The sequence below is a fragment of the Pedobacter sp. B4419 genome, from assembly GCF_059693725.1.
On the sequence record NZ_JCASSL010000001.1, the window covers coordinates 1 to 25,173 of the forward strand.

9 protein-coding genes are annotated in these 25,173 nt (G+C 44.6%); 7 read left to right on the top strand and 2 right to left on the bottom strand.

Annotated elements, in window-relative coordinates:
* Positions 1 to 207 precede the first annotated feature (207 nt).
* The 3 genes from AC570H_RS00005 (at position 208) to AC570H_RS00015 (ending at position 6,190) form a co-directional block, all read left to right on the top strand.
* Positions 208 to 1,971: a S8 family peptidase gene (locus AC570H_RS00005; protein ID WP_497350410.1), complete on the top strand. Its 1,764-nt coding sequence runs from the start codon at positions 208 to 210 to the stop codon at positions 1,969 to 1,971.
* A gap of 466 nt (positions 1,972 to 2,437) precedes the next feature.
* Complete coding sequence (locus AC570H_RS00010; protein ID WP_497350412.1) at positions 2,438 to 3,265, top strand: hypothetical protein; 828 nt, start codon at positions 2,438 to 2,440, stop codon at positions 3,263 to 3,265.
* Positions 3,266 to 3,307: 42 nt separating this feature from the next.
* Positions 3,308 to 6,190, top strand: a complete 2,883-nt coding sequence (locus tag AC570H_RS00015) for an outer membrane beta-barrel protein (RefSeq protein WP_497350414.1) — start codon at positions 3,308 to 3,310, stop codon at positions 6,188 to 6,190.
* 267 nt (positions 6,191 to 6,457) lie between these two features.
* On the opposite strand, the gene AC570H_RS00020 is transcribed toward AC570H_RS00015, so the two are convergent.
* Positions 6,458 to 7,756 (bottom strand): sensor histidine kinase, encoded by a 1,299-nt coding sequence (locus AC570H_RS00020; protein WP_497350416.1) that lies wholly within the window; start codon positions 7,754 to 7,756, stop codon positions 6,458 to 6,460.
* 525 nt (positions 7,757 to 8,281) lie between these two features.
* Here AC570H_RS00020 and AC570H_RS00025 point away from each other — a divergent pair.
* Both AC570H_RS00025 and AC570H_RS00030 read left to right on the top strand, forming a co-directional pair.
* Positions 8,282 to 18,307 carry an MBG domain-containing protein gene (locus tag AC570H_RS00025; RefSeq protein WP_497350417.1) on the top strand — a complete coding sequence of 3,342 codons (10,026 nt, stop codon included), beginning with the start codon at positions 8,282 to 8,284 and terminating at the stop codon, positions 18,305 to 18,307.
* 21 nt (positions 18,308 to 18,328) lie between these two features.
* On the top strand, positions 18,329 to 19,216 hold the full coding sequence (locus AC570H_RS00030; protein WP_497350419.1) for a PorP/SprF family type IX secretion system membrane protein: 888 nt from the start codon (positions 18,329 to 18,331) through the stop codon (positions 19,214 to 19,216).
* Between the two features lie 71 nt (positions 19,217 to 19,287).
* Here AC570H_RS00030 and AC570H_RS00035 read toward each other — a convergent pair whose 3' ends face one another.
* Entirely contained in the window at positions 19,288 to 19,911 is a 624-nt protein-coding gene (locus AC570H_RS00035) for a Pr6Pr family membrane protein (RefSeq protein WP_497350421.1), read from the bottom strand.
* 273 nt (positions 19,912 to 20,184) lie between these two features.
* Here AC570H_RS00035 and AC570H_RS00040 point away from each other — a divergent pair, with 273 nt between their 5' ends.
* Positions 20,185 to 23,364 (top strand): SusC/RagA family TonB-linked outer membrane protein, encoded by a 3,180-nt coding sequence (locus AC570H_RS00040; RefSeq protein ID WP_497350423.1) that lies wholly within the window; start codon positions 20,185 to 20,187, stop codon positions 23,362 to 23,364.
* Positions 23,365 to 23,375: 11 nt separating this feature from the next.
* Positions 23,376 to 25,172: a RagB/SusD family nutrient uptake outer membrane protein gene (locus AC570H_RS00045; RefSeq protein WP_497350425.1), complete on the top strand. Its 1,797-nt coding sequence runs from the start codon at positions 23,376 to 23,378 to the stop codon at positions 25,170 to 25,172.
* Position 25,173: the final 1 nt, after the last annotated feature.

Sequence of the window (25,173 nt, forward strand, 5' to 3'; positions counted from 1 at the left end):
CGCCAGAGCCGATGGTACTGCGGTAACACGTGGGAGAGTAGGTCGGCGCCAAATTTTAATTCGAAGGCCATCCGCATAGAGCGGGTGGCCTTTATTGTTTTATGCCCCTCCTGTTAAATATTTGTTAAAATCGGCCTAAATTAGCTTCCTAACTATTTTAAAACCGTATTATTGTAATTTACGTTAATCTCTGAAAGTATATTAACCATGAAATTGAAGATTAGTCTGTTTATTGCAGTTTTTATGGGGCTGGCAACACAATTGCTTGCCCAAGATAAAAATGTAACACTACCTCCCAACTGGTTTAACCTTGATTTAGTAGCCAACGGTTATTTTGGTATCAGCACCGAAAAAGCCTATGCCGAATTGCTAAAAGACAAAAAGCCTAAGCAAAAGGTTATTGTGGCGGTAATAGACGGCGGTACGGATATTAAGCATGAAGACTTAAAGGATGTACTGTGGACCAATACCAAAGAAATTCCTGGAAATGGCATCGACGATGATGGCAATGGCTATGTTGACGATGTACATGGCTGGAACTTTATAGGCTCCAACAAAGGAAACCTGGCTTACGATAATCTTGAATTGGTAAGGATCAAAAGAAAATTGGAGCCTAAATACAAGTCTACCATCATGACTACCGTACTAGACAGTGCAGAAAAGGTAGAATATGCACTTTATAAAAAGGTGCAGGCAGATTTTGGCAAAAAATATGACGAAGCCAGCAGTACTTTTCCGGTTTATATCGCCATTAAAAAAGTAATGGATTCGGTTGCTTTCATCAATAAAAAAGAGGTTCCTTCACTAGAAGATATTGAGCGCTATAAAGCCGATGATGAAACGGAAGAATACGTAAAGAAAATTATCCGTAAGGGTTCTAAAGAAGACGGTAGCATAGAGAAATTCTATAAAAACATTAAAAAAGGCTATCACGAACTCGAGGTGATGCTTAAATACAACCTAGAAATAAAGTATGATGAGCGTGCCGCTTTAGTAGGCGATGATTATGCCAATTCGGCACAACGTAATTATGGAAACAACGATGTAACTGGTCCGAATGCAGACCATGGCACGCACGTGTCGGGTATTATTGCGGCCAACAGAAATAATGCGCTAGGTATTTTGGGCGTGGCCAATAATGTAAGCATCATGACGATTAGGGTTGTGCCTGAGGGCGATGAACGCGATAAAGATGTAGCCAATGGCATCCGTTATGCAGTTGATAATGGAGCCAAAGTGATTAACATGAGCTTTGGAAAGGCCTATAAATGGGATAAGAAAGCAGTTGATGAAGCCGTTAAATATGCCGAATCAAAGGGCGTATTATTGGTACACGCTGCAGGAAACGACAACAGTAATAATGATATCGTTGACAATTTTCCGAACAAATACTACGATAGCCCTGAAGCAGAAGCCTATGCAAAGGCACATCAAAAGCCTGCAAAAGCTCTAAAACCACCTACCCGCGACGAATTGATGAGACAGGCACAAGGAATGGGCCGCAGGTCGGATGCATTTGCCAAACCTGCTCCGCTGGATTCGGCAAAATACAATTTGCCACATGCCAACAATTGGATAGAAGTTGGGGCAAGTTCTTATAAAGACGACGATGAATTGAAAGCGTCTTTCTCTAATTACGGAAAATTCAATGTAGATGTATTCGCGCCGGGTTTTATGATCAATTCTACAGTTCCAGGATCTAAATACGAGGAATATGACGGTACCAGTATGGCCGCACCGGTAGTTTCGGGTCTGGCGGCCTTGATCTTGAGCTACCATCCAGAACTAAGCCCTGCACAGGTTCGTGACATCATCATGAAGTCGGTAAGCAAAGTTGCACATAAGGTTAAGTATAAAAATGAAAGAGACGAAAATGTGCGTGTACTTTTTAGTGAAATATGCGTAAGCGGTGGCATTGTAAATGCCTATAATGCATTAAAACTGGCAGCTTCTTACGAACTATCAAAATAAAATAATTTAATACTCATCAAATCCTCGATAATAGACATCGGGGATTTTTTTTGTGCCAATTGTTGGTGATAAGGCGCACAGGGCAATGATTAATTCATTGAAGCTTTTGTTTTGAAGCGCGTTGCCTCTGCCATAATTAAAGACAGTCCAACTTTCCGCTGTATCTTTTTGCCCAGAAGGCAAAAAAGGATGCCGCTCCAATTTGGGCTATTTTATGGAAGGTAGTGCTGGCAATACAAGCAACAGGAATCGTCGGCCGGCCCTAAACCAAGGAATAGAATAGTAACATTTTAGCGATATGCGAACAGAAATGGCCTATAAAAACGGCTTTTATTTACATTGAAGGCTGTTGATTGCAATTTTGGTAATTATCGTACCCTAAAATTCAAAAAATAGCATTAAGCCATTGACCAATTCCACAGTCTATTGCCTTAAACCTAACACATACGAACCAACCTCACACGCTATGAAACCTTGCTACTTAATTATTTGTTTTTGCCTATTTGGTTTTGGCGCCTTTGCCCAAAAATTACCTGATGTTCAAGCTGCCAATATGCCAGCTCCTGCCAATATCAGGATAGATGGAAAAGCCACGGAATGGAACGATACGTACGCAGCCGAAAATAAACGTACCGACATCTTGTATACCATTGCCAACGACGATAAGAATCTTTACCTGATCATCAAATCAACCGAAGCTACAAAAATTATGGCTGGGGGGATTACTTTTGTGATCAATACGCAAGGCAAAAAGCGCGATAAAGACGCAATGAGCGTAACCTATCCGCTCATCAACAGGGCCAATCGGGCGCAGGGGGGGCGCGGACAAGGTGGACAAAGGCAAGGCGGTTTTCAGAATAGAACACAACAAACACAGCAACAACGCGATTCTGCATCGCTAGTTTTGCATAAATCGCAATTGGCTAGTGTGAAGGAAATAAAAATAGCAGGCTTTAAGGCCATTCCAGATTCATTGGTTTCAATCTATAATGAACATGGATTAAAAGCCGTTGCTTCCTTTGACCAAAAAGGAGCTTATGTTTATGAACTCGCCATTCCATTAACCTTATTGGAATTGAACCCAGCCGATGGAAAAGAACTGATGTATCAGATCAAATTGAATGGCTTAAGCAATATGGGCTTTGGCGGAGGTGGTGGCGGTTTTGGCGGTGCAAGAGGTGGCTTTGGCGGAGGTGGCGGCGGAAGAGCCGGTGGCTTTGGTGGTGGCGGAGGCAACCAGGATTTAATGAGTGCCACAGATTTCTGGGGAAAATATACCCTTTATAAAAAATAGCCGATACCGATCAATAAACCAACCAATCAAACTCAACCTCAGATGCTCAACTTCTCCTCATATGTTGCCCTTATTAAAGGCTTATTTGCCCTTGTCCTGGTTTTTGCACTAGGCAATATGGCATTGGCGCAACAGCAAAATCCACCTAAAACAAATACCCCACCGCCTTTGCCGGTACGTGAAATCAGTGGCATTGTAAAAGATACAACAGATCTTGGCGTACCCGGAACTACGGTTAAACTAACCTCGCCAAAGGATACCTTGGTAACCAGTACCAATCCGGATGGTATTTTTATATTCAAAAATGTAAAATCGGCCACTTATACGCTTTCTATCAGCAGTTTGGGCTATAAGGCTATTGTGGCAAGGTTCAAGCAAAATGATGCGATTCCACGAATAGTAATGGATCCGATTGTTTTAAATGCACAAGCCAATACCTTAAACGAAGTAGTGGTAAACGGTACGCCATCTATCACCTATAAAACCGATACGGTAGAATACAAGGCCAGCGATTACATTGTGAGGGAAAATGCCACCGTTGATGAACTCTTGAAAAAGATGGAGGGCATGGAAGTAGGTACCGATGGTACCCTGGTGCATCAGGGCAATAACATTACCAAGGCAAAAATTAACGGGAAAACCTATTTAGGTGGCGACGTGGCCACTGCAATTCAAAACCTGCCTGCCGAAATAGTAGATAAGGTACAAATTGTAGACGATTATGGCGACCAGGCTGCCAGGACCGGAATTAAGGATGGAGATCCGGAAAAGATATTGAATATAGTAACGCGAACAGACAAATCAGTGGGTAACACCGGAAATGCCAGCGCCGGAGTGGGCAACGACAAGCGTTATGAGGCTTCTGTTTTTGGTACAAGGATTAACGGCAACCAAACTTTGGGTATTAGTGGCCGATTGAATAATACGGTAAATGGCGTAGCCAACAGTGGAAGTAATGGCGGAAATGGTGGAGGTGGAAACGGTGGCGGAGGCGGTAGTGGCCGAGGAGGAAATGGTGGTGGCGGCAATGGCGGAGGAAATAGCTCTTCGGGCGGAAGCGGGGGCACAACCAATAATGGCAATACTTCGTTCTCGTTTAGGGATAAATTGAGTCCAAAGGTAGAGATCAATACCAACTACAGGTATAATTTCAATAACGTCAATTCTATCAACAGCAGCGCATCGCAGATTTTTAGTTCGGGCGGGCGTACTTTTTCTACCAACGAAAGCTCGAGCGATAACAATAGCAAAAACCACAATTTTAACTTCGAGCTAGAAGCCAATTTAGACAGCAACAACTTCATCAGGTTTACCCCAAATATTAGTTACAGTTCTTCTATGAATGGAGGAGCATCAAACGTGATGCAACGTGGCTTTATCAATCAGGATCAAAGTGGCAATAACACAAGCACTAACAAAAGACCCAATATCGATGCGACCTTGTTTTATCAGCATATCTTCAAAAAACCAAGGAGAAATTTTTCGGTACAAATCAGCATGAGCAGCAATAAACAAGATGCAGAACAGGAGAGAAACTCGAATATCATTTCCTATACCGACAGTACCAGAACCACGGTTTCAAAAGATTCGCTCATCCATCGGATTGTAGAAAGAGATAACCTGACTAAAAATTACAGGGGTAGCTTAACTTATGTAGAACCCTTATCTGCCAAGGCGCAATTAGAATTTAACGGACAGGTGAACTACAATGGCTATGATAATACGGCACTCACCAGCAATGTAAATGCGGGAGGCGTAAACCAGGTTATCGATTCGCTGAGCAATATTTATGATTATTCTTTTACCCAGGCCAGGATAGCCTTAAATTATCGGTATGGGGTAGATCAAGGTTCTAAAACGAGGTTCTCATTAGGATTAACCGCCGTGCCGGCAGTGCTAAGCGGTACAAAAGTAAGCTTGGGTACGAGTACGCACAGAACCAGTTTTAATATTATTCCTATTGCCAGGTTTCAGTACTTATGGTCGAGGCAGCACAGCATGCAGATCAACTATTCGGGCAATGCCACCGAACCCACTTTTGATCAGATCCAGCCGGTAAGGGATGTTTCCAATCCTCAAAATCCAGTAATTGGTAACCCAAATTTGAAGGTAACCTTTAACCATTCGATTAATGCCAACTACAACAACTATATCGCCAATTCAAAGCTGAATTATTCGGTGAATCTGAATGCTACCTTTATAGACAATGCCGTAATCAGGAACACCGTTGATATTAAGGGTGCCGATAGCATTTGGAAGAGCGAAACCCGATTTGTAAACATGAATGGCGTATACCGGATCAACGGAAACTATTCGATCAGCAAGCAATTGAACGATCGCAAATACAACTTGTCGCTAAGTGGCAATGTGTCTAACAACCATACCGTTTCGATGAGTAATTTTAATAAAAATCTGACTACTACCTGGTCTATGAACGAGCGTTTTGGGGCAAGGATTACTCCGAATGAATGGTTGGAAGTAAATCCGAATGTTGCCTACAGTGTAACTAAATCAAACAATACCTTGCCTACATTTAGAGACAGCAGGACAAATACGGTTTCCCTGAATATCGATGGCAGGTTTATCATGTGGGGCAGCCTGATTTTGGGCTATAGTGCCAGCAAGAATTTTGTAAGCGGCATTAATGCCAATATCACCAACAATCCATTGGTAATTAATAGCTACCTGCAAAAAGAACTTTGGAAGCGTAGGGCAACAGTAACCATACAGGCATTCGATTTGTTGAACCAGAACAATTTCATTAACCGTACCATAGCCGATGATGGCAGCTATACCGATACCAAAACCAATGCGTTAAGCAGGTATTTTATGGTGAGGGCCAGTTTAAGATTGCAAAAATGGACAGGTGCCAGGGGCAGAAATGGCAGGCCGGTAATGCGGAGGGGAGATGGTAGTTTCAATTAACAACTTGTCATCCAGAGTGAAGCGAAGGATCTAGTAAGGAAGAGTTCTTCAAATAGTTTCCTCGTGCCTCGGAATGACAAATCGATTTGAAATGATGCCAATGAACCACAGCCTTTTGTTAACTAAACCCTATTGAAGCGGACACGAAATGCAATGGAGTAAAGCAGAAAGAGGGGCTGCAATTGCCAAATGGCACTGCCATTGTTTTCCAAACAAAAGTTTGATGGTTTCCAATTGGCCGCTTTCAGTTTGTTAACAAGATTGAGCTTAGTTTTTAGGTTTGGGTAGGCTTACATAAAAAGTTGTGCCCTTGCCGATTTCGCTTTCAAACCAGATTTGGCCCTGCTGTAGATCGGTATAGGTTTTGGCCAACTTAAGTCCGAGGCCAACCCCTTTTTCTTTATTGGTGCCATAGGTTCCTTTGTGTTTTAAGGAGAAAATCTGCGATTTTTCTTCTTCCTTGATGCCGATTCCATTATCGCTTACTTTTAGGAGACATTGATCAACCTGATCAATGGTTTCAAATAAAATGGTACCACCGTTATGGCAGAATTTGATGGCATTGTTGAGCAGGTTTCTCACAATCAGCTGTAAAAGATCTGGATCTGCCAAAGCAATGAGGTGTGGCTGTGGCGTATACACTAGCGTAATCTGTTTGTCTCGGGCCAGGTTTTCTTGTAGCTGTATCGTTTTGTTGAGCGCATCATGAATGGGCACAGGGACAAGTTTCACCGTAGTGCCATCCATTTGGTCTTTAGACCAGGAGAGAATATTCTGCAGCATTTCCGAGGTCTGCTTGGTAGAAATGAGTAGCGACTTTTCGATAATCGCCTTCTCTTCGGCATCCATTTCTACTAGATTAAGCAGAGAAAGATAATTTTCTATCGACGAGAGTGGAGCTTTTAAATCGTGTGCTACAATAGAAAACAGCTTGTTTTTGGTTTCGTTGATTTCCTCGAGTGCTGTAAAGCGCTGGTCGGCTAGCCTCTTTTCCTTATAGTAGTTTTTTTTAACGAAGGCGGTAATAATGGTGATCATCAATATCACTTCTAAAACGGTTTGCACATGGTCTAGCAACCTTGCTTGAGGCGTATCATATAAAGGCTTGATGAGTTCAGGATAGCTGTATTCGACATAGAAAAGACCTGTGATTACCAAGAGAGTAAAGGGAATCCAGATCCAAAACTGCTTATGATCGCTTACAATGGTCAATATAAAGGCTATCAGTATAAAGGTGAAAAGATTTACTCCTTCTGAAGCTTCGCTGGCGAAATAAGTGGCACAACAGAGGAAGTTAAAAGCAATGGCAAACAAGCCAACGGCAATATTGAGTTTGTTTTTGTAGCGGGAGAGGTAGTAGCCAAAAATCAGTATGACAATCAATGGCAACATAATGAAGCCATAAAAAGCGAGTCCCAATGCAAAATTCACAGTAGCATTGATCCCCGCCGTTAGTGCTGCCAAAATGCTAACGGCGTTAAAAATACGGCATTCCAAGGTGTATTGGTACTCTTTGCCAATTACGCCAGACCAGAATTTACTAATCTTATTGCTAAGTAGGGTCAAGTTAGAGGATGATGTTTATTCAAATATAAAGCGGTGAAGCTATCAAATCAATTTCGGTTAAAAATGAACAAGCAAGTTGTTGTTTTACAGTATTTTATCTTTTTTTACGGTGTTTGGTTAAAGGAGATTTAAGGTTTAATTTAACAAAGGTAGAGCTATTGGTTGTGAAGTATTCTTTTTAGAGTTGTGAGAGGGATAATTAGATGTTTGAACATAAATGTATGCTTATTAATTTGGAATTGGTAGAAGCGCTGCATATATTTGGATAGCTAAATTATCCTTAATCTCTCAATTATGAATGCTCTCAACAAATTCATAAAGCCCCAGACTCATGGGCAATTATACGTTACGACGTATAATTTAAAAGTCATCGACTTTTTCGTATTCCAGTTATTTTTTCGAAAGCAATAGGCTAAGAAAGATTTTTTGCCTTTTTGGCATTAGCTTGCTGTACACTTAACTCCTTGTTAAGGATGATCCTATTGGATTCATTTTCTTTATTCTACTCCACCTAAACTTATAATTATGCAGAAATTTTACTTTAAAAAATTTTTCTTAAGTCTGTTACTCCTGTTCTCTTTTGTATATCTAGCAAATACAGAAAGTCTATATGCGCAGACTACCGAGACCTTTGAAACAGAAAGTCCCGGTTCTACTTCGTTTACCGATAATGGCCAGGTGTTTAACATTACCTCGCAGGCTAATGGACCGTTCAAGATCCAAGGCGGTTTTCCGGGAACAGGGTGGAACGGCACAATTAATGACAACAGGTATATTGATAACGCAGGGCTTGGTACAGGAGGCAATAACGCCGTTGGCTTTACTATTTCTACGGCAGGTGCTGTGCCGTTTAAGTTGAACAGCATGTATATGTTTTTTGCACAATATTCTAATACTTCTCAAGCGGTGGCAGGTTCTTTAACCATTGAAGGCAAATTGGGTGGTGTTTCGAAATTTACGGCAACGGCTAGTAGTGGCTTTGTTACTTCTACCGCTACTAACAATGGATTTACTTTGATTAATCTAAGTACGTTTGGCGGTTCCAACAACTCCAACACACTAATCGATGAAATTGTGATTACAACAGGTGGCTCGTTTCAGTATGTGGCACTAGATGCCTTCACATGGACTAAGTCTCTGCAACCCACCATCACAGGTAATCCCCCAAACAAAACCACTTGCAATGGCGGCGGCACAACTTTCCCTATAATTGCTTCAGGAGCAACCAGCTACCAGTGGCAAGTAAATACTGGAAGTGGTTTTACCAATATACCTGTAGGTGCGCCTTACTTAGGCACTACTACTGCAACATTAAGTGTTTCTCCCGTTACAGCGAGTATGAGTGGATACACTTATAGATGTGTTGCAACCAATGCAGATGGTAGCACCAATTCTAACTCAGCAACCCTTACTGTTAATCAGATTACGGCTACTAGTTCATTCACTCCTGTGTCTTGTAAAGGGGGAGGTAATGGTACAGCTACTGCAACTGTAACTAGCGGAAGTGGCTCGTATAGTTATTCGTGGTCACCAAGTGGTGGCACAGCAGCTACTGCAACAGGATTGGTTGCCAATACCTATACCTGTACAATTACCGACAATAATACAAATTGTAACACCTCCGTAATTGTTGTCGTTACTGAACCTGCAGCGGCTATAAGTGCAGCCGTAACTACTGTGAATAATGTAACCTGCCCGGGCGGTACCAATGGAAATATGACAGTTACTCCCACAGGTGGTACGCCAGGCTATACTTATTTATGGAATAATGGCGCTACAACAGCAACGATATTTGGATTAACTGCAGGTACTTATACCTGTACGGTAAGAGATTCTAAAAACTGTGTGACAACCGCAAGCGCAACAATTTCAGCGCCTCCTGCCTATGTAACTTCATCAAGTACAACACCGGTAAGTTGCAACGGAGACGGTAATGGAACAGCTACTGTTATCGTTTCTAGCGGAGGGGTGCCCCCTTATACCTATCAATGGAGTGCATCGGCAGGGAGTCAAACTACGGCTACAGCAACTGGGCTTACTGCAGGCACCTATAGTGTAACGGTAAGAGATGCAAATTTATGTCCAACAGTAGTTACAGGAATAGTGGTTACCCAACCATCTGTTTTAAATGCGACTACTGCTAAAATCGATATTCTCTGCAATGGCTATAATAATGGTGTAGCTGCTGTTAACGTTAGTGGTGGTAACGGAGGGTACACTTATTTATGGACAAATGGAGCAACAACTCCAATCGCAACAGGTTTGCCTCCAGGGGCTATTTCTTGTACAGTTACCGATTCTAAAGGTTGTACAATTACTAGAAACTTTACCATTAATGAACCTCCTGCTTTTACGATAGGAACTTCTCAAACTGATATTGCTTGTTTTGGAGGAAATACGGGTTCTGCAACGGTAACTGTAAGTGGTGGAACCGCACCTTATTCATATTCATGGTCTCCATCAGGAGGCACCAATGCAACTGCAACTGGTTTGATCGCAGGTACCTATACCGTAACTATAGAAGATTTTAATGGCTGCCAAACCACACGTACTTTTACAATCGCCCAGCCTGCCGCCGCTCTTTCAGGAACAACAGTAGTCACCAATGTGGCCTGCTTTGGTAACAACACAGGAGCTATTAACCTGACGCCCACAGGCGGTGTAGGTGCATATACTTTTAACTGGGCAGATGGTGCAACCACCGAAGATCGTACAGGTTTAGTCGCCGGCACCTATTCGGTAACCATTACCGATGCCAATGGCTGTACTAAAACTATTTCAGGTATTACGGTAGCACAGCCAGTTGCCGCTGTTTCGGGAACAACGGTAGTCACCAACGTGGCCTGCTTTGGTAACAGCACAGGAGCTATTAACTTAACTCCAACAGGCGGTGTTGGTCCTTATACCTATAATTGGGTAGGCGGTGCTACCACCGAAGATCGTACAGGTTTAGCCCCTGGAACCTATTCGGTAACCATTACCGACGCCAACGGCTGCACGGGCACGGTTTCGGGCATTACGGTAACGCAACCAGCTGCCCCTGTTTCGGGAATCAAAATGTTAACTAATGTGGCCTGCTTTGGTGGCAATACAGGAGCAATTAACCTAACGCCAACTGGTGGTACAGGACCGTACACCTTTAACTGGGGCGGTGGTGTTACCACTGAAGACCGTACGCTTCTAGCAGCGGGCACCTATTCGGTAACCATTACCGACGCCAACGGCTGTACAGGTATGGTTTCGGCCACTATTACAGAACCTTCAGCTGCTCTTTCAGGAACAACAGTAGTCACCAACGTGGCCTGCTTCGGTGGCAATAACGGGGCGATCAACCTTACGCCTACAGGCGGTATACCCCCATATACCTATAACTGGATAGGTGGTGCTAGCACCGAAGACCGGGTGCTCCTTACAGCCGGTACTTATTCGGTAACCATTACCGATGCCAATGGCTGTACTAAAACTGTTTCGGGTATTACGGTAACACAGCCAGCAGCAGCCGTCTCGGGAACAACGGTTGTAACCAACATAGCCTGCTTTGGTGGCAGTACAGGAGCTATTAACCTCACACCAACCGGTGGCGTAGGTCCATATACCTATAACTGGGCAGATGGTGCTAGCACCGAAGACCGTACCGCATTAACTGCAGGAACCTATTCGGTAACCATTACGGATGCCAACGGCTGTACGGCTACGCTTTCGGGTATTACGATAACACAACCAGCCGCAGCTTTATCTGCAGCAACTGGTGGCGGACAAACCAACGTGAGCTGCTTTGGTGGCGGAAATGGTACAGCTACAGTAACACCAACCGGTGGAACTGGGCCTTACACTTATTCGTGGGCGCCAAGTGGTGGTACCAATGCAACAGCCACTGGCTTATCTACTGGAACTTATACAGTAACCGTTACCGATGTTAATGGTTGCCAAACTACACGCGCATTTACCATCAACCAGCCAGCGGCAGCTTTATCCGCGGCAACAGGCGGTGGCAAAACGGATGTGAGCTGCAATGGTGGCGCAAATGGTACGGCCACAGTAGCGCCAACCGGTGGAACTGGATCTTACACTTATTCGTGGTTTCCAAGTGGTGGTACCAACGCAACAGCTACTGGCCTAGCTATAGGAACCTATACGGTAACGGTAACTGATGCCAATGCTTGTCAAACTACACGTTCGTTTACCATCAACCAGCCAACTGTTTTAGCGGGTATTGCATCTACGACTTCAGTAAGCTGCAATGGGGGTGGAAATGGAACTGCTACTGTAACTGCCAGCGGTGGTGCAGGAGGATATACTTATCAATGGAACGCGGCAGCAGGCAATCAAACTACGCCTACCGCAACTGGCCTAATAGCTGGAACTTATTCGGTTACGATAACTGATGCCAATTCATGTACCAAAACGATTACAGGAATTGTTGTTACCCAGCCGTCGGCACTAATTTCGGGCACAAGCCAAACCAATATTGCCTGCTATGGTGGTTCAACAGGTATAGCCAGTGTAAGTCCAAGTGGAGGAACAGCCCCATACAGCTTTTTGTGGTCTACAGGAGCAACTACACAAACAATTACGGGCTTAGCTGCAGGACTTTATTCGGTTACTATTACTGACAATAATGGATGTACTTTAATTAGAAATGTTGTGATTAACCAACCAGCAGCGGCGTTAACAGCAACAGCTGGTACTACAGTTAACGTATCGTGTAATGGTGGTGCCAATGGAAAAGCCACGGTTAGCGTAACTGGCGGAACAGGTCCCTATACTTATGCATGGGCACCATCGGGCGGTACTGGTGCAACAGCAACAGGTCTTGCTGCCGGAACCTATACAGTAACCGTTACCGATCAGTACTTGTGTACTACTACCCAAAGCTTCACCATCACAGAACCACCAGCTTTAGTGGCTACTGCCGGTACACAAACCAATATTTTATGCAATGGTGGAACTAACGGTTCGGCTACAGTTAATGTAACAGGCGGAACCGGAGCCTATACTTATTTATGGTTGCCTTCAGGCGGTACTGCTGCAACGGCAAGCGGACTAGCTGCTGGAACTTATACGGTTACCGTTAAAGATGCCAACCTGTGTACAACCACTCAATCTTTCACCATTACTCAACCAGCTACTTTGATAGCTACTGCTGGTACACAAACCAATATTTTATGCCATGGCGGTGCCACTGGCTCAGCCAAAGTAAACGTAACCGGTGGAACTGGGGCTTATACTTACGCTTGGTCGCCTTCTGGCGGTACGGCAGCCACGGCAAGCGGACTAACAGCCGGAACTTATACAGTAACTGTTAAGGACGCCAACCTATGTACAACTACCCAAAGCTTTACCATTACCGAACCAGCTGCTTTAATAGCTACGGCCGGTACACAAACCAATATTTTATGCAATGGTGGAACTAATGGTTCGGCCAAAGTAAACGTAACCGGTGGAACTGGGGCTTATACTTATTCATGGTCGCCTTCAGGCGGTACTGGCGCAACAGCAAGTGGCCTAGCTGCTGGAACTTATACAGTTACCGTTAAAGATGCCAACCTGTGTACAACCACTCAATCTTTCACCATCACTGAGCCGGCTGCTTTGGTAGCTACGGCTGGTGCACAAACGAATATATTGTGCAACGGAGGCTCAAACGGTTCTGCTACAGTTAGTGTAACCGGTGGAACAGGAGCCTACACTTATGCATGGACACCATCAGGTGGAACAGGAGCAACGGCAAGTGGCTTGACTGCCGGAACTTATACAGTAACTGTTAAGGATGCCAACCTTTGTCAAACTACCCAAAGTTTCACCATTACAGAACCAACTCAAATTAGTGTAACTACTTCGAAAACAGATGTGCTTTGCAATGGTTCGGCTACGGGATCGGCTTCGGTTACCGTAACCGGAGGCACGGGAGCCTACACCTATTTGTGGGCACCATCTGGAGGTACCGCAGCAACAGCAACAGGTCTTGTTGCGGGAACCTATACCGTAACCATCAAAGATGCGAACAATTGCCAAACTTCCAGAACTTTCACCATCAACCAGCCTACCGTTTTGGTAGCTACTGCTGGTACCCAGCACAATGTATCATGTTTTGGTGGAGCAAACGGTTCTGCTACAGTTAACGTAACCGGTGGAACTGGATCCTATACTTATTCATGGGCTCCGTCTGGAGGTACAAATGCAACTGCAACAGGTTTGACGGCAGGTACTTATACGGTAACCGTTACAGATGCCAATTTATGCCAAACTACCCAAAGCTTTACCATTACCCAACCAGCCATGGCCTTAACGGCAAGTGCCGGTACAAAGCTTAACGTTTCATGCAATGGTGGCGCAAACGGCTCGGCTACGGTTAACGTAACTGGAGGCACCGGACCTTATACCTATTCATGGGCGCCATCAGGTGGTACGGGAGCAACGGCTAGCGGCCTGTTCGCAGGTACCTATACTGTTACGGTTAGCGATGCCAACTTTTGCCAAACTACCCAAAGCTTTACCATTACACAACCGGCCTTGCTGAGCGTTACTACTGCACAGACTAATGTATTGTGCAACGGTTCGGCTACTGGCAGCGCTTCGGTAACCGTAAGTGGTGGAACAGGTGCATATACTTATTTATGGTCTCCAAGCGGAGGTACAGCAGCTACGGCTGTCGGTTTAGCCATCGGTAATTATTCGGTGCTCATTACCGATGCCAACGGATGTTCAACGACCAGAAACTTTACCATTACACAACCTGCAACATTAATTGCCAGCACCTCTAAAACAGATGTACTCTGTAATGGTGGCACAACTGGTACAGCTGGTGTAACCGTAAGCGGGGGCACAGCGCCATATACTTATGCATGGTCGCCATCTGGAGGAACGGCATCAACGGCTACAGGTCTTGTAGCAGGTAGCTATTCGGTGCTCATTACCGATGCCAATGGCTGTACCTTGACCAAAAACTTTATAATTAATGAACCAACGGTATTAACCGCAACAAAAAGCCAAACAAATGCCACCGCCTTTGGCGCAGCAAATGGTTCGGCCACTGTAAGCGTAACCGGCGGTACGCCAACTTATACCTATTTATGGTCTCCATCAGGTGGCACGGCAGCAACAGCAACTGGGTTAGTTGCAGGTAGCTATACAGTAACCGTAACCGATGCCAATGGCTGTACCCTTACACGCAATTATACCATTACCCAGCCATCTGGTGTTTCTGGCGTAACTGCAAGCACCGCCAATGGAACCTATAAAATAGGAGATGTAATTGATGTTCAGGTGAATTTCCACATGCCGGTAACGGTTACTGGTACGCCTGAGTTAGCCTTGAACGCAGGTGCAAATGCCCTTTATAATTCAGGTACCGGTTCATCAGCCCTTGTATTTAAATACACAGTAGCATCGGGCAACCAAACTGCCGATCTTGATTATGCTTCGGCAAATGCCTTGACTTTGGCAGGAGGAACCATCAAAGATGCACTAAACAATAATGCTACTTTAGTATTGCCTGCACCTGGTGCGGCAGGGTCGCTTGGCGCAAACAAAAACATCGTTGTCGATGGTATCGTGCCAACGGTAGCTTCGATTAATCGTGCAGGTGCGACGCCTAGCAACTCAACGAGCCTAAATTATACGGTAACCTTCTCTGAACCGGTAACGGGAGTAAGTGCAAGTGCATTTATCCTTACCAAAACAGGTACTGCCGAAGGAACCGTAGCGGGTGTTACTCCGGTAAGCACTACTGTTTACACGGTTAACGTGAATTCGATTACTGGCGACGGAACCCTACGCCTTGACCTTAAAGCGAGCGGTACAGGCGTAACTGATATTGCCGGAAACTCTACAAATGCAAGCTTTGCCAGTGGCCAGGTTTACGACATCGACCAGACCAAGCCAACCTTAACCATTGGCAGTCCTTCGATAGCCCTGACCAAAAATGGTCCGGTAACTTTTACCTTGACCTATTCTGATGGAACGGTTTCATTAACCAATGCCGATATTGCCATCATTACCAGTGGAACTGCAACTGGAACGGCTGCGGTAAGCGGAACAGGTTTAACCAGAACCGTAACCCTAAGTGGTTTGGCTGGCGATGGAACCATTGCCTTCAGCGTTGCGGCCAATACAGCTACTGATGCAGCGGGCAACAAAGCCTTAAGTGCGGCCTCAACTGCTGTAACGGTAGATAATACAGCTCCAAATACAGCTATTGCCAGCAATCCACCAGCAATTACCAATGTAACAGATGCAACATTTACCTTTACGAGTACCGAAACCGGTACCTTCGAGGCCCAGCTGGATGGAGGTGCTTATGTAACTGTAACTACGCCTTTAACTTACAATGCGCTGGCTCCGGGCTCGCACACTTTTAGGGTAAGGGCAATTGATGCAGCGGGCAATGTAGATACAAGCCCAGCAATTTATACTTGGACCATAGACGTTACTCCACCTAGTGCACCAGTAATTGTAGCTGTTGCAAATGGTACCACTGTTTATACCGGTCTTCCAGCAATTAACGGAACGGCTGAAGCCAACTCAACAGTAACGCTACAAGTAGATGCAACTACAGTAAGCAGCAACATCGCTGTTGACGGAAGCGGTATTTGGACCTATACCTTGGGAACAGCCTTACTGGATGGTACGCATACCCTAAAAGCATTGACCACCGATGTGGCTGGAAATGCAAGTGCATACAGTGCAACGAATACATTTGCTGTAATCACGGTTCCAACAATTACGGCATCAGGTACATTAAATGCCTTAAATACGGTTTATGGAACAGCTTCGGCTTCAAGCCAGTTTGCGGTTTCAGGTGTAAACATGACTGCGGGCATACTGGTAACACCACCAGCTGGTTTTGAAGTAAGTACAGATAACAGCAACTTTAGCAACACGGTAACGGTTGGCGCTGCGGGCATGATTGCCAGTACACCGGTTTACCTCAGGTTAAAAAATACAACAGCCGTGGGCTCGTACAATGGAAACATTACATTGACCAGCGCAGGGGCCATTACTGTAGATAAAGCAGTTGCTTCGAGTACTGTAACCGCCGCTCCATTAACCATTACGGCAAACAACGTCAATAAAATCTATGGCGACGTATTAACAGGTGCCACGGGTTCAACTGCGTTTGTTTCAACTGGATTGAAAAACGGCGAAACCATAGGCACGGTAAGCATCGCTTATGGAACCGGTGCCGCAGTGAACGATGCAGTTGGAACTTATGCTTCAAAAGCAACACCTAGCGCAGCTGTTGGTGGTACATTTACTGTAAGCAATTATGCCATTACTTACATAGCCGGAAATATTGTGGTAGGCGTTAAAGCCATTACGGCAACAGCCGATGCAAAGAGCAAGGTTTACGGAAGCGCCGATCCGGCACTGACCTATACCTTCAGTCCTGCCTTGGTAGCAGGCGATAGTTTCAGCGGTTCGTTGAGCCGTGCAACTGGTGAAAATGTAGGTACCTATGCCATTGGCCAGAATACCTTGGCATTGAGCAGCAACTATATCTTAACCTATGTTGGAGCTAATTTAACCATCACCAAAAAACCTTTGGATATTACGGCAACGAATGCCACTAAAACCTATAATGGCTTGGCCTTTACAGGAGGCAACGGTGTAACGTACGCAGGTTTTGTAGGCTCGGATAACGCAGCCAATAGCTTAACGGGAACACTAACCTATGCAGGTACGGCACAAGGCGCTATCAATGCGGGTACTTACGCCATTACACCGGCAGGCTATGCTTCTGCCAACTATCAGCCTAATTTTATAAATGGAACGTTAACGGTAAACAAAGCCGCATTAACAGCCAGGGCAGACGATAAGGCCCGTTGCTATGGCCAGCCAAACCCAACATTTACGGCAACCTATACAGGCTTTGTAAATGGTGAAACAGCTAGTGTATTAACAACTGCGCCGGCAATAACTACGGCAGCCAGTGGCAACTCAATTGCCAACAGCTATCCGATCAACATTACAGGTGGTGCAGCTGCAAATTATGTGTTCAGCTACCAGAACGGAACGCTGACTATTAATCCATTGCCAATAATCAGCATTGTGTCGAGCAAAGGCAATTCGTTAAGCAAAGGCGAAACTACGATTTTGACGGCCTCGGGTGGTACTTCTTATAGTTGGGCAACTGCCAATGGCATTATCAGCGGGCAGAACACACCAGCGCTTACCGTTAGGCCTAGCGTGACCACTACTTACACCGTAACGGCAACCAATGCCACAGGCTGTAGCGATGTGAGGAGCATTACGATCGAAGTGAGAGACGACTTCCAGGCCATCGAAGCCACCAACATCCTCACACCAAACGGCGATGGAGTGAACGACAAGTGGGTGATAGAAAACATCGATCAATATCCAAACAACGAGGTATTTATATTCGATAAGGCAGGCCGTGTATTGTACAGCAAAAAAGGCTACGACAACAGCTGGGATGCTACGCTGAACGGGGCGCCGCTGAACGAGGGCACCTATTTCTACATCATCGACTTCGGGCCAGGAAAGCTGAAGAAAAAAGGATTCATCACCATCGTACGTCAAGGTAATTAACAAGGAACTAAATAACATAAAATGAAAAGATATCAAATTTTAGCCCTGGTTGGCATCGTGGCCACATCGCTAACGGCTAAAGCGCAGTTAGATCCATTGTCATCGCAATATTTCAATAACCGTTACCAGCTCAATCCGGCTTTTGCCGGAATTGAGCACGGAACCAGCCTCAACCTGGGCTACCGTAGCCTTTATAACAACATACCAGGCGCGCCGGTTACACAGGCTATTACCGCAGACCATGGCTTTAACAAGGTAGGCATTGGCTTGAACGTGGTGAATGATAAAGCGGGTTTGCAGCGCCAAACCAGGGTACTGGGCAGTTTTGCCTACCACCTGCCTTTAAGCGAAACCAATAAATTGAGTTTTGGGGTTTCATTGGGTTTTGCCAATCAGCGTTTAAGTAATTCAGATATCAAGGGAAACCCGAATGATGTGCTGGTAGGCCAGTACAACGACCGCGAAACCTATATCGACGGCGATTTCGGCGCTGCCTATACCAGCAATGGGCTAACCGTTAACGCGGCATTGCCAAACCTGAACAAGCTTTTTAAACGCGACGATACCAAATATGCCGACGTGGCAAGGTTCTATTCGGCAGTGAGCTACAAAATCCCATTGGGCGCTGCAGCGAACAGCGGTCTGGTAGAGCCATTGGTGGCCTACAGGGTGGTGTCGGGCTACGACAACATCTGGGATGCAGGTGGCCAGTTTTCCCTGTTCGACCAGCAGGTACTGATGTCGGCGATGTACCACAGCACCAAAAACGCCACCTTCGGCTTTGGCATGGACTACAAAAAGAAATACCTGATCAGCGGGCTCTATACCTCGAGCACTTCCGAGCTGAACAGCTATACCAACGGGAGCTTTGAGGTGTACCTGAGGGTGAAATTCGGAAACAACAGGTAGCCATCAGCATTTAGAATAGAAAGGCAGCAATCAGAAATTGCTGCCTTTTTTATGCGTAGTGATTTTAAAGTTTAGTTGGGCTGAACAGGTTTTTTCTTTCCCAGAAATACGAAGAGTAGTGAAGAACAGGAAAAAGCCAGTACCAAAATTCCGCTGTTGCGCAGCACGGTTGGATAGCCCAATTCTATTACGTTCATAAAAGGGTAGGGATACCAAGTTGCAAAAGTACCTCTTAAAAGCGTATAGATGGCATACAATGCCGGATAAATCAGCCAAATAGGGATGCTTTGATAAGTCGCCTTTTTCCCGTCTACATGTTTCCACCAATAGAAAATCATCAATAGGGGAATAACCGAATGCAACAGGTCATTCAATACCGCCTGCATGCCCCCTTCTTTCCATAGGCTGCGCAGAACCAGGTTAAATACCAGTCCAACAATAGCAATGTACATGGTAATGGCAGTCTGCGTATTGGCATTGCCAAAAAATCCCTGTTGGGGCGATTTCGAAAATAGCTGAACACTGGCAAAAAAAGCAACCAGGGTATTGGTAAGGATGGTGAAGTAGCTGAAGAACCGAACAAGGGTCTCCGTGGTATCTGTTACGCTGTAACCAAAGGAGAGGATCAGCTGCGCAATGAGCGAAGTCCAGCCGGTTATCGCAATAATAAATAAAAGTAGTTTACGGCCATTCATAATTAAACAGGTTTGATCAAAATAAATTTAGCGATAAAAAGTAAACTTTAAATTAATCTATTAAGGTTTTTGGTGTTTAGTAATGTTGATGCTTAAAAAACAGGTTTACGCTAACAATTTGCTGGAAATTACAGATAATTTAACATGAAATAAACATCTTTTGTGTTGATTACAAGTGGTTTATTGTAAACAATATTTACTATTTGTTAACAAGTAATTCTTTTTATTTTAATAAACATAGTTTAGTTTAGCTAAACAAAAAATAACTAAATTATGAAAGAATATACTACAATCCAGAAAGGGCTTTTGGTTATACTCGCATTTGCTTTGGCATTTGCGGGGCAGGCCAATAAAGCCAGCGCTGCACTGTCGGGTACAGAGATGGTCTCTGTTGCCCGCGATGTAATTACAGGAAAGGTAACCGATATCAATGGTGCGCCTATTCCTGGTGCTTCGGTAAAAGTTAAAGGAACCACAGTAGTGGCAATTACCGATGCCGACGGCCGTTTTAAGATCAATGCCAATGCGAACGATGTGCTTGTTGTCAGCTCTATCGGTTCACAGCCACAAGAGATTGCCATTAACGGAAGAAAGGAAATCAGCATCCTTTTAAAAGAAGATAACCAAACACTTAACGAGTTGGTGGTTGTAGGCTATGGCAAACAGAAAAAAATCAATTTAAGTGGCGCTGTAGATGGCATTACGGCCAAGGAAATAGAAAACAGGCCCATTGCCAATTTAGGTGCAGGTTTGCAGGGCCTTATTCCCAACCTAAACGTATCTATTGGTAGCGGCCGGGCTACTGATGCGCCTGGGTTTAACATCAGGGGTGTTACTTCGCTCTCGGGCGGCAGTCCCTATATTTTGGTCGATAACGTACCTTATACTGCTGCAGAATTGAGCCTTCTCAATCCTAACGATGTTGAAAGCGTTAGTGTACTTAAAGATGCGGCTTCGGCAGCTATTTATGGAGCAAGAGCAGCCTTTGGTGTTATCCTCATCACCACCAAAACAGCAAAAGGCGATCAGTTAAATGTAAGCGCCAACACTTATTACGCTTTAAAAACGGTGGGCAGGTTGCCAGAGCTGGTAACCGATCCGTATACGGTAATGACTTATAAACACGATGCGGCTTATCCGCTTTATGACCTTTTTACCGGTGCCATCCTCGATTATGCCAAAAGACGTTCGGCAGATATGTCTTTGCCTTCGGTTTATATCGATCCCGCAAGCCCAACTACCTGGCAAAACGTAGGCAATACCAATTGGTTAAAAGAAGCCTACAATGACAATTCGCCAAGTTATAATGCGAATTTCAGCCTGAGCAAACGTGCAGAAAAACTGAACTATTACATCTCTACAGAATACATGCGTACCGATGGCGCATTAAAAGATGCCAAAGAATCATACGATCGCTATAACTTGAGAGGCAAAGTAGATCTAAAGGTGCTTGATTGGTTAAATGTAGAAAACAACACCACTTTTGCGTCGTCTTATTATCAGGTGCCTTACGTGGCGGCCAACGATTTCTTTTGGAATGTAAACCGTCAGCCTTCATTAGATCCGGTATATAATCCAGATGGCACCTATACCACTTCTGGTGCTTCGATTATTGGGCGTTTAAAAGAGGGCGGACAATCGATGTATCGAACCAATAACTTCCAAACTACTTTTAGTGCAACGGCAAATATCATTAAAGATGTATTTCAGTTAAAGGCCGATGCAACTTTTAGAAGAAATGCACAAATCAATAAAAGCAATGATTTTCCGGTGTCTTACTATACAGGACCAAATACTGCGGCAAAATTGGTAGGTTCTAATCCTTCTTTTGCACAGGTAGACAATGGCGAGGTACGCAACAATTTGTATAACCTTTATGCCGATTTTCATAAAACGTTTAACAAGCATTATGTGCAGGCTTTAGTGGGTTTTAACCAAGAATATAGGTACTCGGGATCTACTTCTGCAAACCGAAAAATATTGATCAGCAACAACCTGCCTTCGCTGTCTTTAGCCACAGGCGATGTAACGGCCAGCGAATCGATAACCGATTGGGCAGTACGTGGCTTGTTTTACAGGGTGAACTATATTTACGACGATAAATACATCTTAGAACTCAATGGCCGCTATGATGGTACTTCGCGTTTTCCTAGCGGAGACAGATGGGGCTTCTTTCCATCCGCTTCGGCGTCATGGGTAGTTTCAAACGAGAAATTCATCAAATCGTTTGCCAATAACATCCATTTGGATCTTTTTAAATTGAGGGCTTCTTACGGAAATTTGGGTAACCAAGACGTAGGCGCCTACTCTTATATCGCCACAATGGGATCGGGTCAAATTGCCTCGATTTTAGATGGGACAAGACCAACAGCCGTATACGCACCGGGCTCTATTTCGCCTAGCTTGACTTGGGAAAAAGTATCTACCGTAAACTTTGGGGTTGACATGGGCTGGTTTGGAAATAGGCTCGAACTTAACTTTGATAAATTTACCCGCTATACCAAAGGGATGCTTACCAAAGGCAAAACCTTGCCTGGCGTATTTGGTACTGGCGAACCAACCATTAATGCAGCCGATTTAAAAACCAAGGGCTGGGAATTCAGGATTGGCTGGAAAGATGCTGTTAACGTGGCAAGAAGTCCGCTAACCTATAACATAGGCCTTAACCTTTCTGACAGCAGAACCTTTATTACCAAATACGACAATCCAACCGGTGCTTTGGGCGATTATTATGTAGGCAAGGAGCTGGGCGAAATTTGGGGACTTGAAACCGAAGGGTTTTTCCAAAGCGAAGCCGAATTGAAAAGCCATGCCGATCAAACTGCAGTAGGTGCTGATGATACCGGCTACAAATTCTACGTGGGCGATTTAAAATTCAAAGACCAAAACGGTGATAACAAAGTTAACAAAGGCAAAAGTACCCTGTCGGATCATGGCGATTTAATCAGAATCGGCAACAGCAGTGCCCGTTACCGTTATGGAGTAGATGTAAATTTGGGCTGGAAAGGCTTTGACGTGCGGGCATTTATTCAAGGTGTGGGCAAGCAAGATTGGTACCCTAACTCCAGCAACATCTATTTCTGGGGTGTTTATGCACAACCATGGACCAACGTAACCGTTCAAAACTTGGATCACTGGTCGCCAGAAACACCAAATGGCTATTTCCCTCGCCTAAAGGCCTACATTGCCGAAGATGCAACCGAATTGGGCCAGCCACAAACCAAATACCTGCAGGATGCTTCTTACTTAAGACTTAAAAACCTAACGGTTGGCTATACCTTCCCTAAAGTGTTGACCAGCAAGCTGCGGATCAACAGGCTGAGGATTTATTTCAGTGGAGAGAATATCCTAGACCGTTCACACATCAAGGGCAACCTCGATCCTGAGGCATTGGGTGGCGATGTTTATCCATTCCAAAAAACATATTCATTTGGTCTTAACCTTACGCTATAAAATCAGAAATCATGAAATTAAAACAATCAATATATATAGCGTTGCTAGTGCTAAGCGGCGCTTTCATCAGCAGCTGCAAAAAGGATTTCCTGCAAAGGGATCCCCAAACCAATGTAACGGATGCTTCTTTCTTTAAAACACCGGCCGATTTGCAGACCTATACCAATGGTCTTTATGGCCAGTTGCAATTTGGGTACGATGATCTGAACTCTGATAACATTTCCAATTACAATGCCAGTGGCGAAGTTGATAACCTGGTTCGCGGTACCATTTCGCAGAACAATTATGGTGGCTGGGACAAAAGCGATTGGGGCAGCTTGAGAAGCATCAACTACATGTTAGATCATGTGGGCACGGTTACAGGTAACCAGACCGAAATTAACCACTACATTGGCATTGCGCGTTTCTTTAGAGGCTGGTTCTATTTTTCGAAGGTAAAAAAATACAGCAATGTGCCATGGTACGGCTCGGTGCTCAGCTCGGAAGATCCGGCATTGTATAAGGGCCAAGATCCAAGAGCCGATGTGGTGAACCATATTTTAGAAGACCTGCAGTTTGCTGCGGATAACATTCAGGCAACTGGAGGCAATACCCGAATTACCAAATGGGCGGCATTAACGCTTTTGGCGCGTTTTGCATTGCATGAAGGTACCTTTAGGAAATACCATGATGAGATAGGCTTAACCAGTGATTACAATCGCTTTTTGAAGATAGCTGCCGATGCAACAACCAAAATTATGACCGAAGGTGGTTTTACCATTTACAATACGGGCAAAGGAGGAGAAGATTATAGAAATTTATTCTCGTCTAATACATTGTCCACTAATAAAGAAATCATACTTTGGGCCGATTACGATCAGAAAATAGGCAGGGGCAACAACTCGCATACCGTATTCGATTACACTTACGCTTTGAGCAAGAGTCTGGCTGATTCGTACCTAAAAACCGATGGTACGCCGGTTCCGGCTAACAATAACTTGTTGTTCACACAGATGTTTGCCAACAGAGATCCGCGCATGATGGAAACCATAGGCTATCCAGGTTTTGTACAAACCGGTACCACTGTGCCTTACAAAACCAAGGCAACTTTAGGCGGATTGAACCAGATCAAATATTACCCACGTGCCGTAGAACTGATGCAGGGCTGGCAATTGAACTTTACCGATTTGCCTGTATTCAGGTTGGCGGAAGTATTGCTGATCAATGCAGAGGCTAAAGCCGAACTAGGTGAATTGACGCAGGGCGATTTGGATAAAACCATCAACCTGTTGAGGAAAAGGGTAAATATGCCAAATTTAGATATGGGGGTGGCTCAAGATCCTGCTTTGGCAGCTATGTATCCAAATGCAACAGCAACAAATAAGGCGGTTTTGCTAGAGATCAGAAGAGAGCGCAGGGTAGAACTGGCTTGCGAAGGTTTGCGTTACGACGATTTAATGCGCTGGAAATCGGGTGTGTTGTTGCAGAATAGTCAGGTAGGTATGTATGTTCCGGCATTGGGCGCGATGGATGTGACAGGCGATGGTGTAGAAGATATCGCTATCTTGGCTTCGCCATCAGACGAATCGCCAATTGCCAATTTGCCACCGGCCGTAAAAGCCAATTTGGGCAAATATTACCTGAAAGATGCTTCGGGCAACAATACCAATTTTTATTTGACCAATGGTACTTCGGGCTTTATTGCCTTTACAAGAGACCGCGATCAGCCGAGGATTTTTGTCGAACCTAAATATTACTATCGTCCAATTCCTATTGGCCAAATCTCGCTCAATCCAAAGTTGAAACAGGTTTTTGGCTGGGATCAATAAT

Coding starts and splice junctions, on each gene's coding strand:
- AC570H_RS00005 (WP_497350410.1), top strand. CDS start 208: ATGAAATTGAAGATTAGTCTGTTTATTGCAGTTTTTATGGGGCTGGCA.
- AC570H_RS00010 (WP_497350412.1), top strand. CDS start 2,438: ATGAAACCTTGCTACTTAATTATTTGTTTTTGCCTATTTGGTTTTGGC.
- AC570H_RS00015 (WP_497350414.1), top strand. CDS start 3,308: ATGCTCAACTTCTCCTCATATGTTGCCCTTATTAAAGGCTTATTTGCC.
- AC570H_RS00025 (WP_497350417.1), top strand. CDS start 8,282: ATGCAGAAATTTTACTTTAAAAAATTTTTCTTAAGTCTGTTACTCCTG.
- AC570H_RS00030 (WP_497350419.1), top strand. CDS start 18,329: ATGAAAAGATATCAAATTTTAGCCCTGGTTGGCATCGTGGCCACATCG.
- AC570H_RS00035 (WP_497350421.1), bottom strand. CDS start 19,911: ATGAATGGCCGTAAACTACTTTTATTTATTATTGCGATAACCGGCTGG.
- AC570H_RS00040 (WP_497350423.1), top strand. CDS start 20,185: ATGAAAGAATATACTACAATCCAGAAAGGGCTTTTGGTTATACTCGCA.
- AC570H_RS00045 (WP_497350425.1), top strand. CDS start 23,376: ATGAAATTAAAACAATCAATATATATAGCGTTGCTAGTGCTAAGCGGC.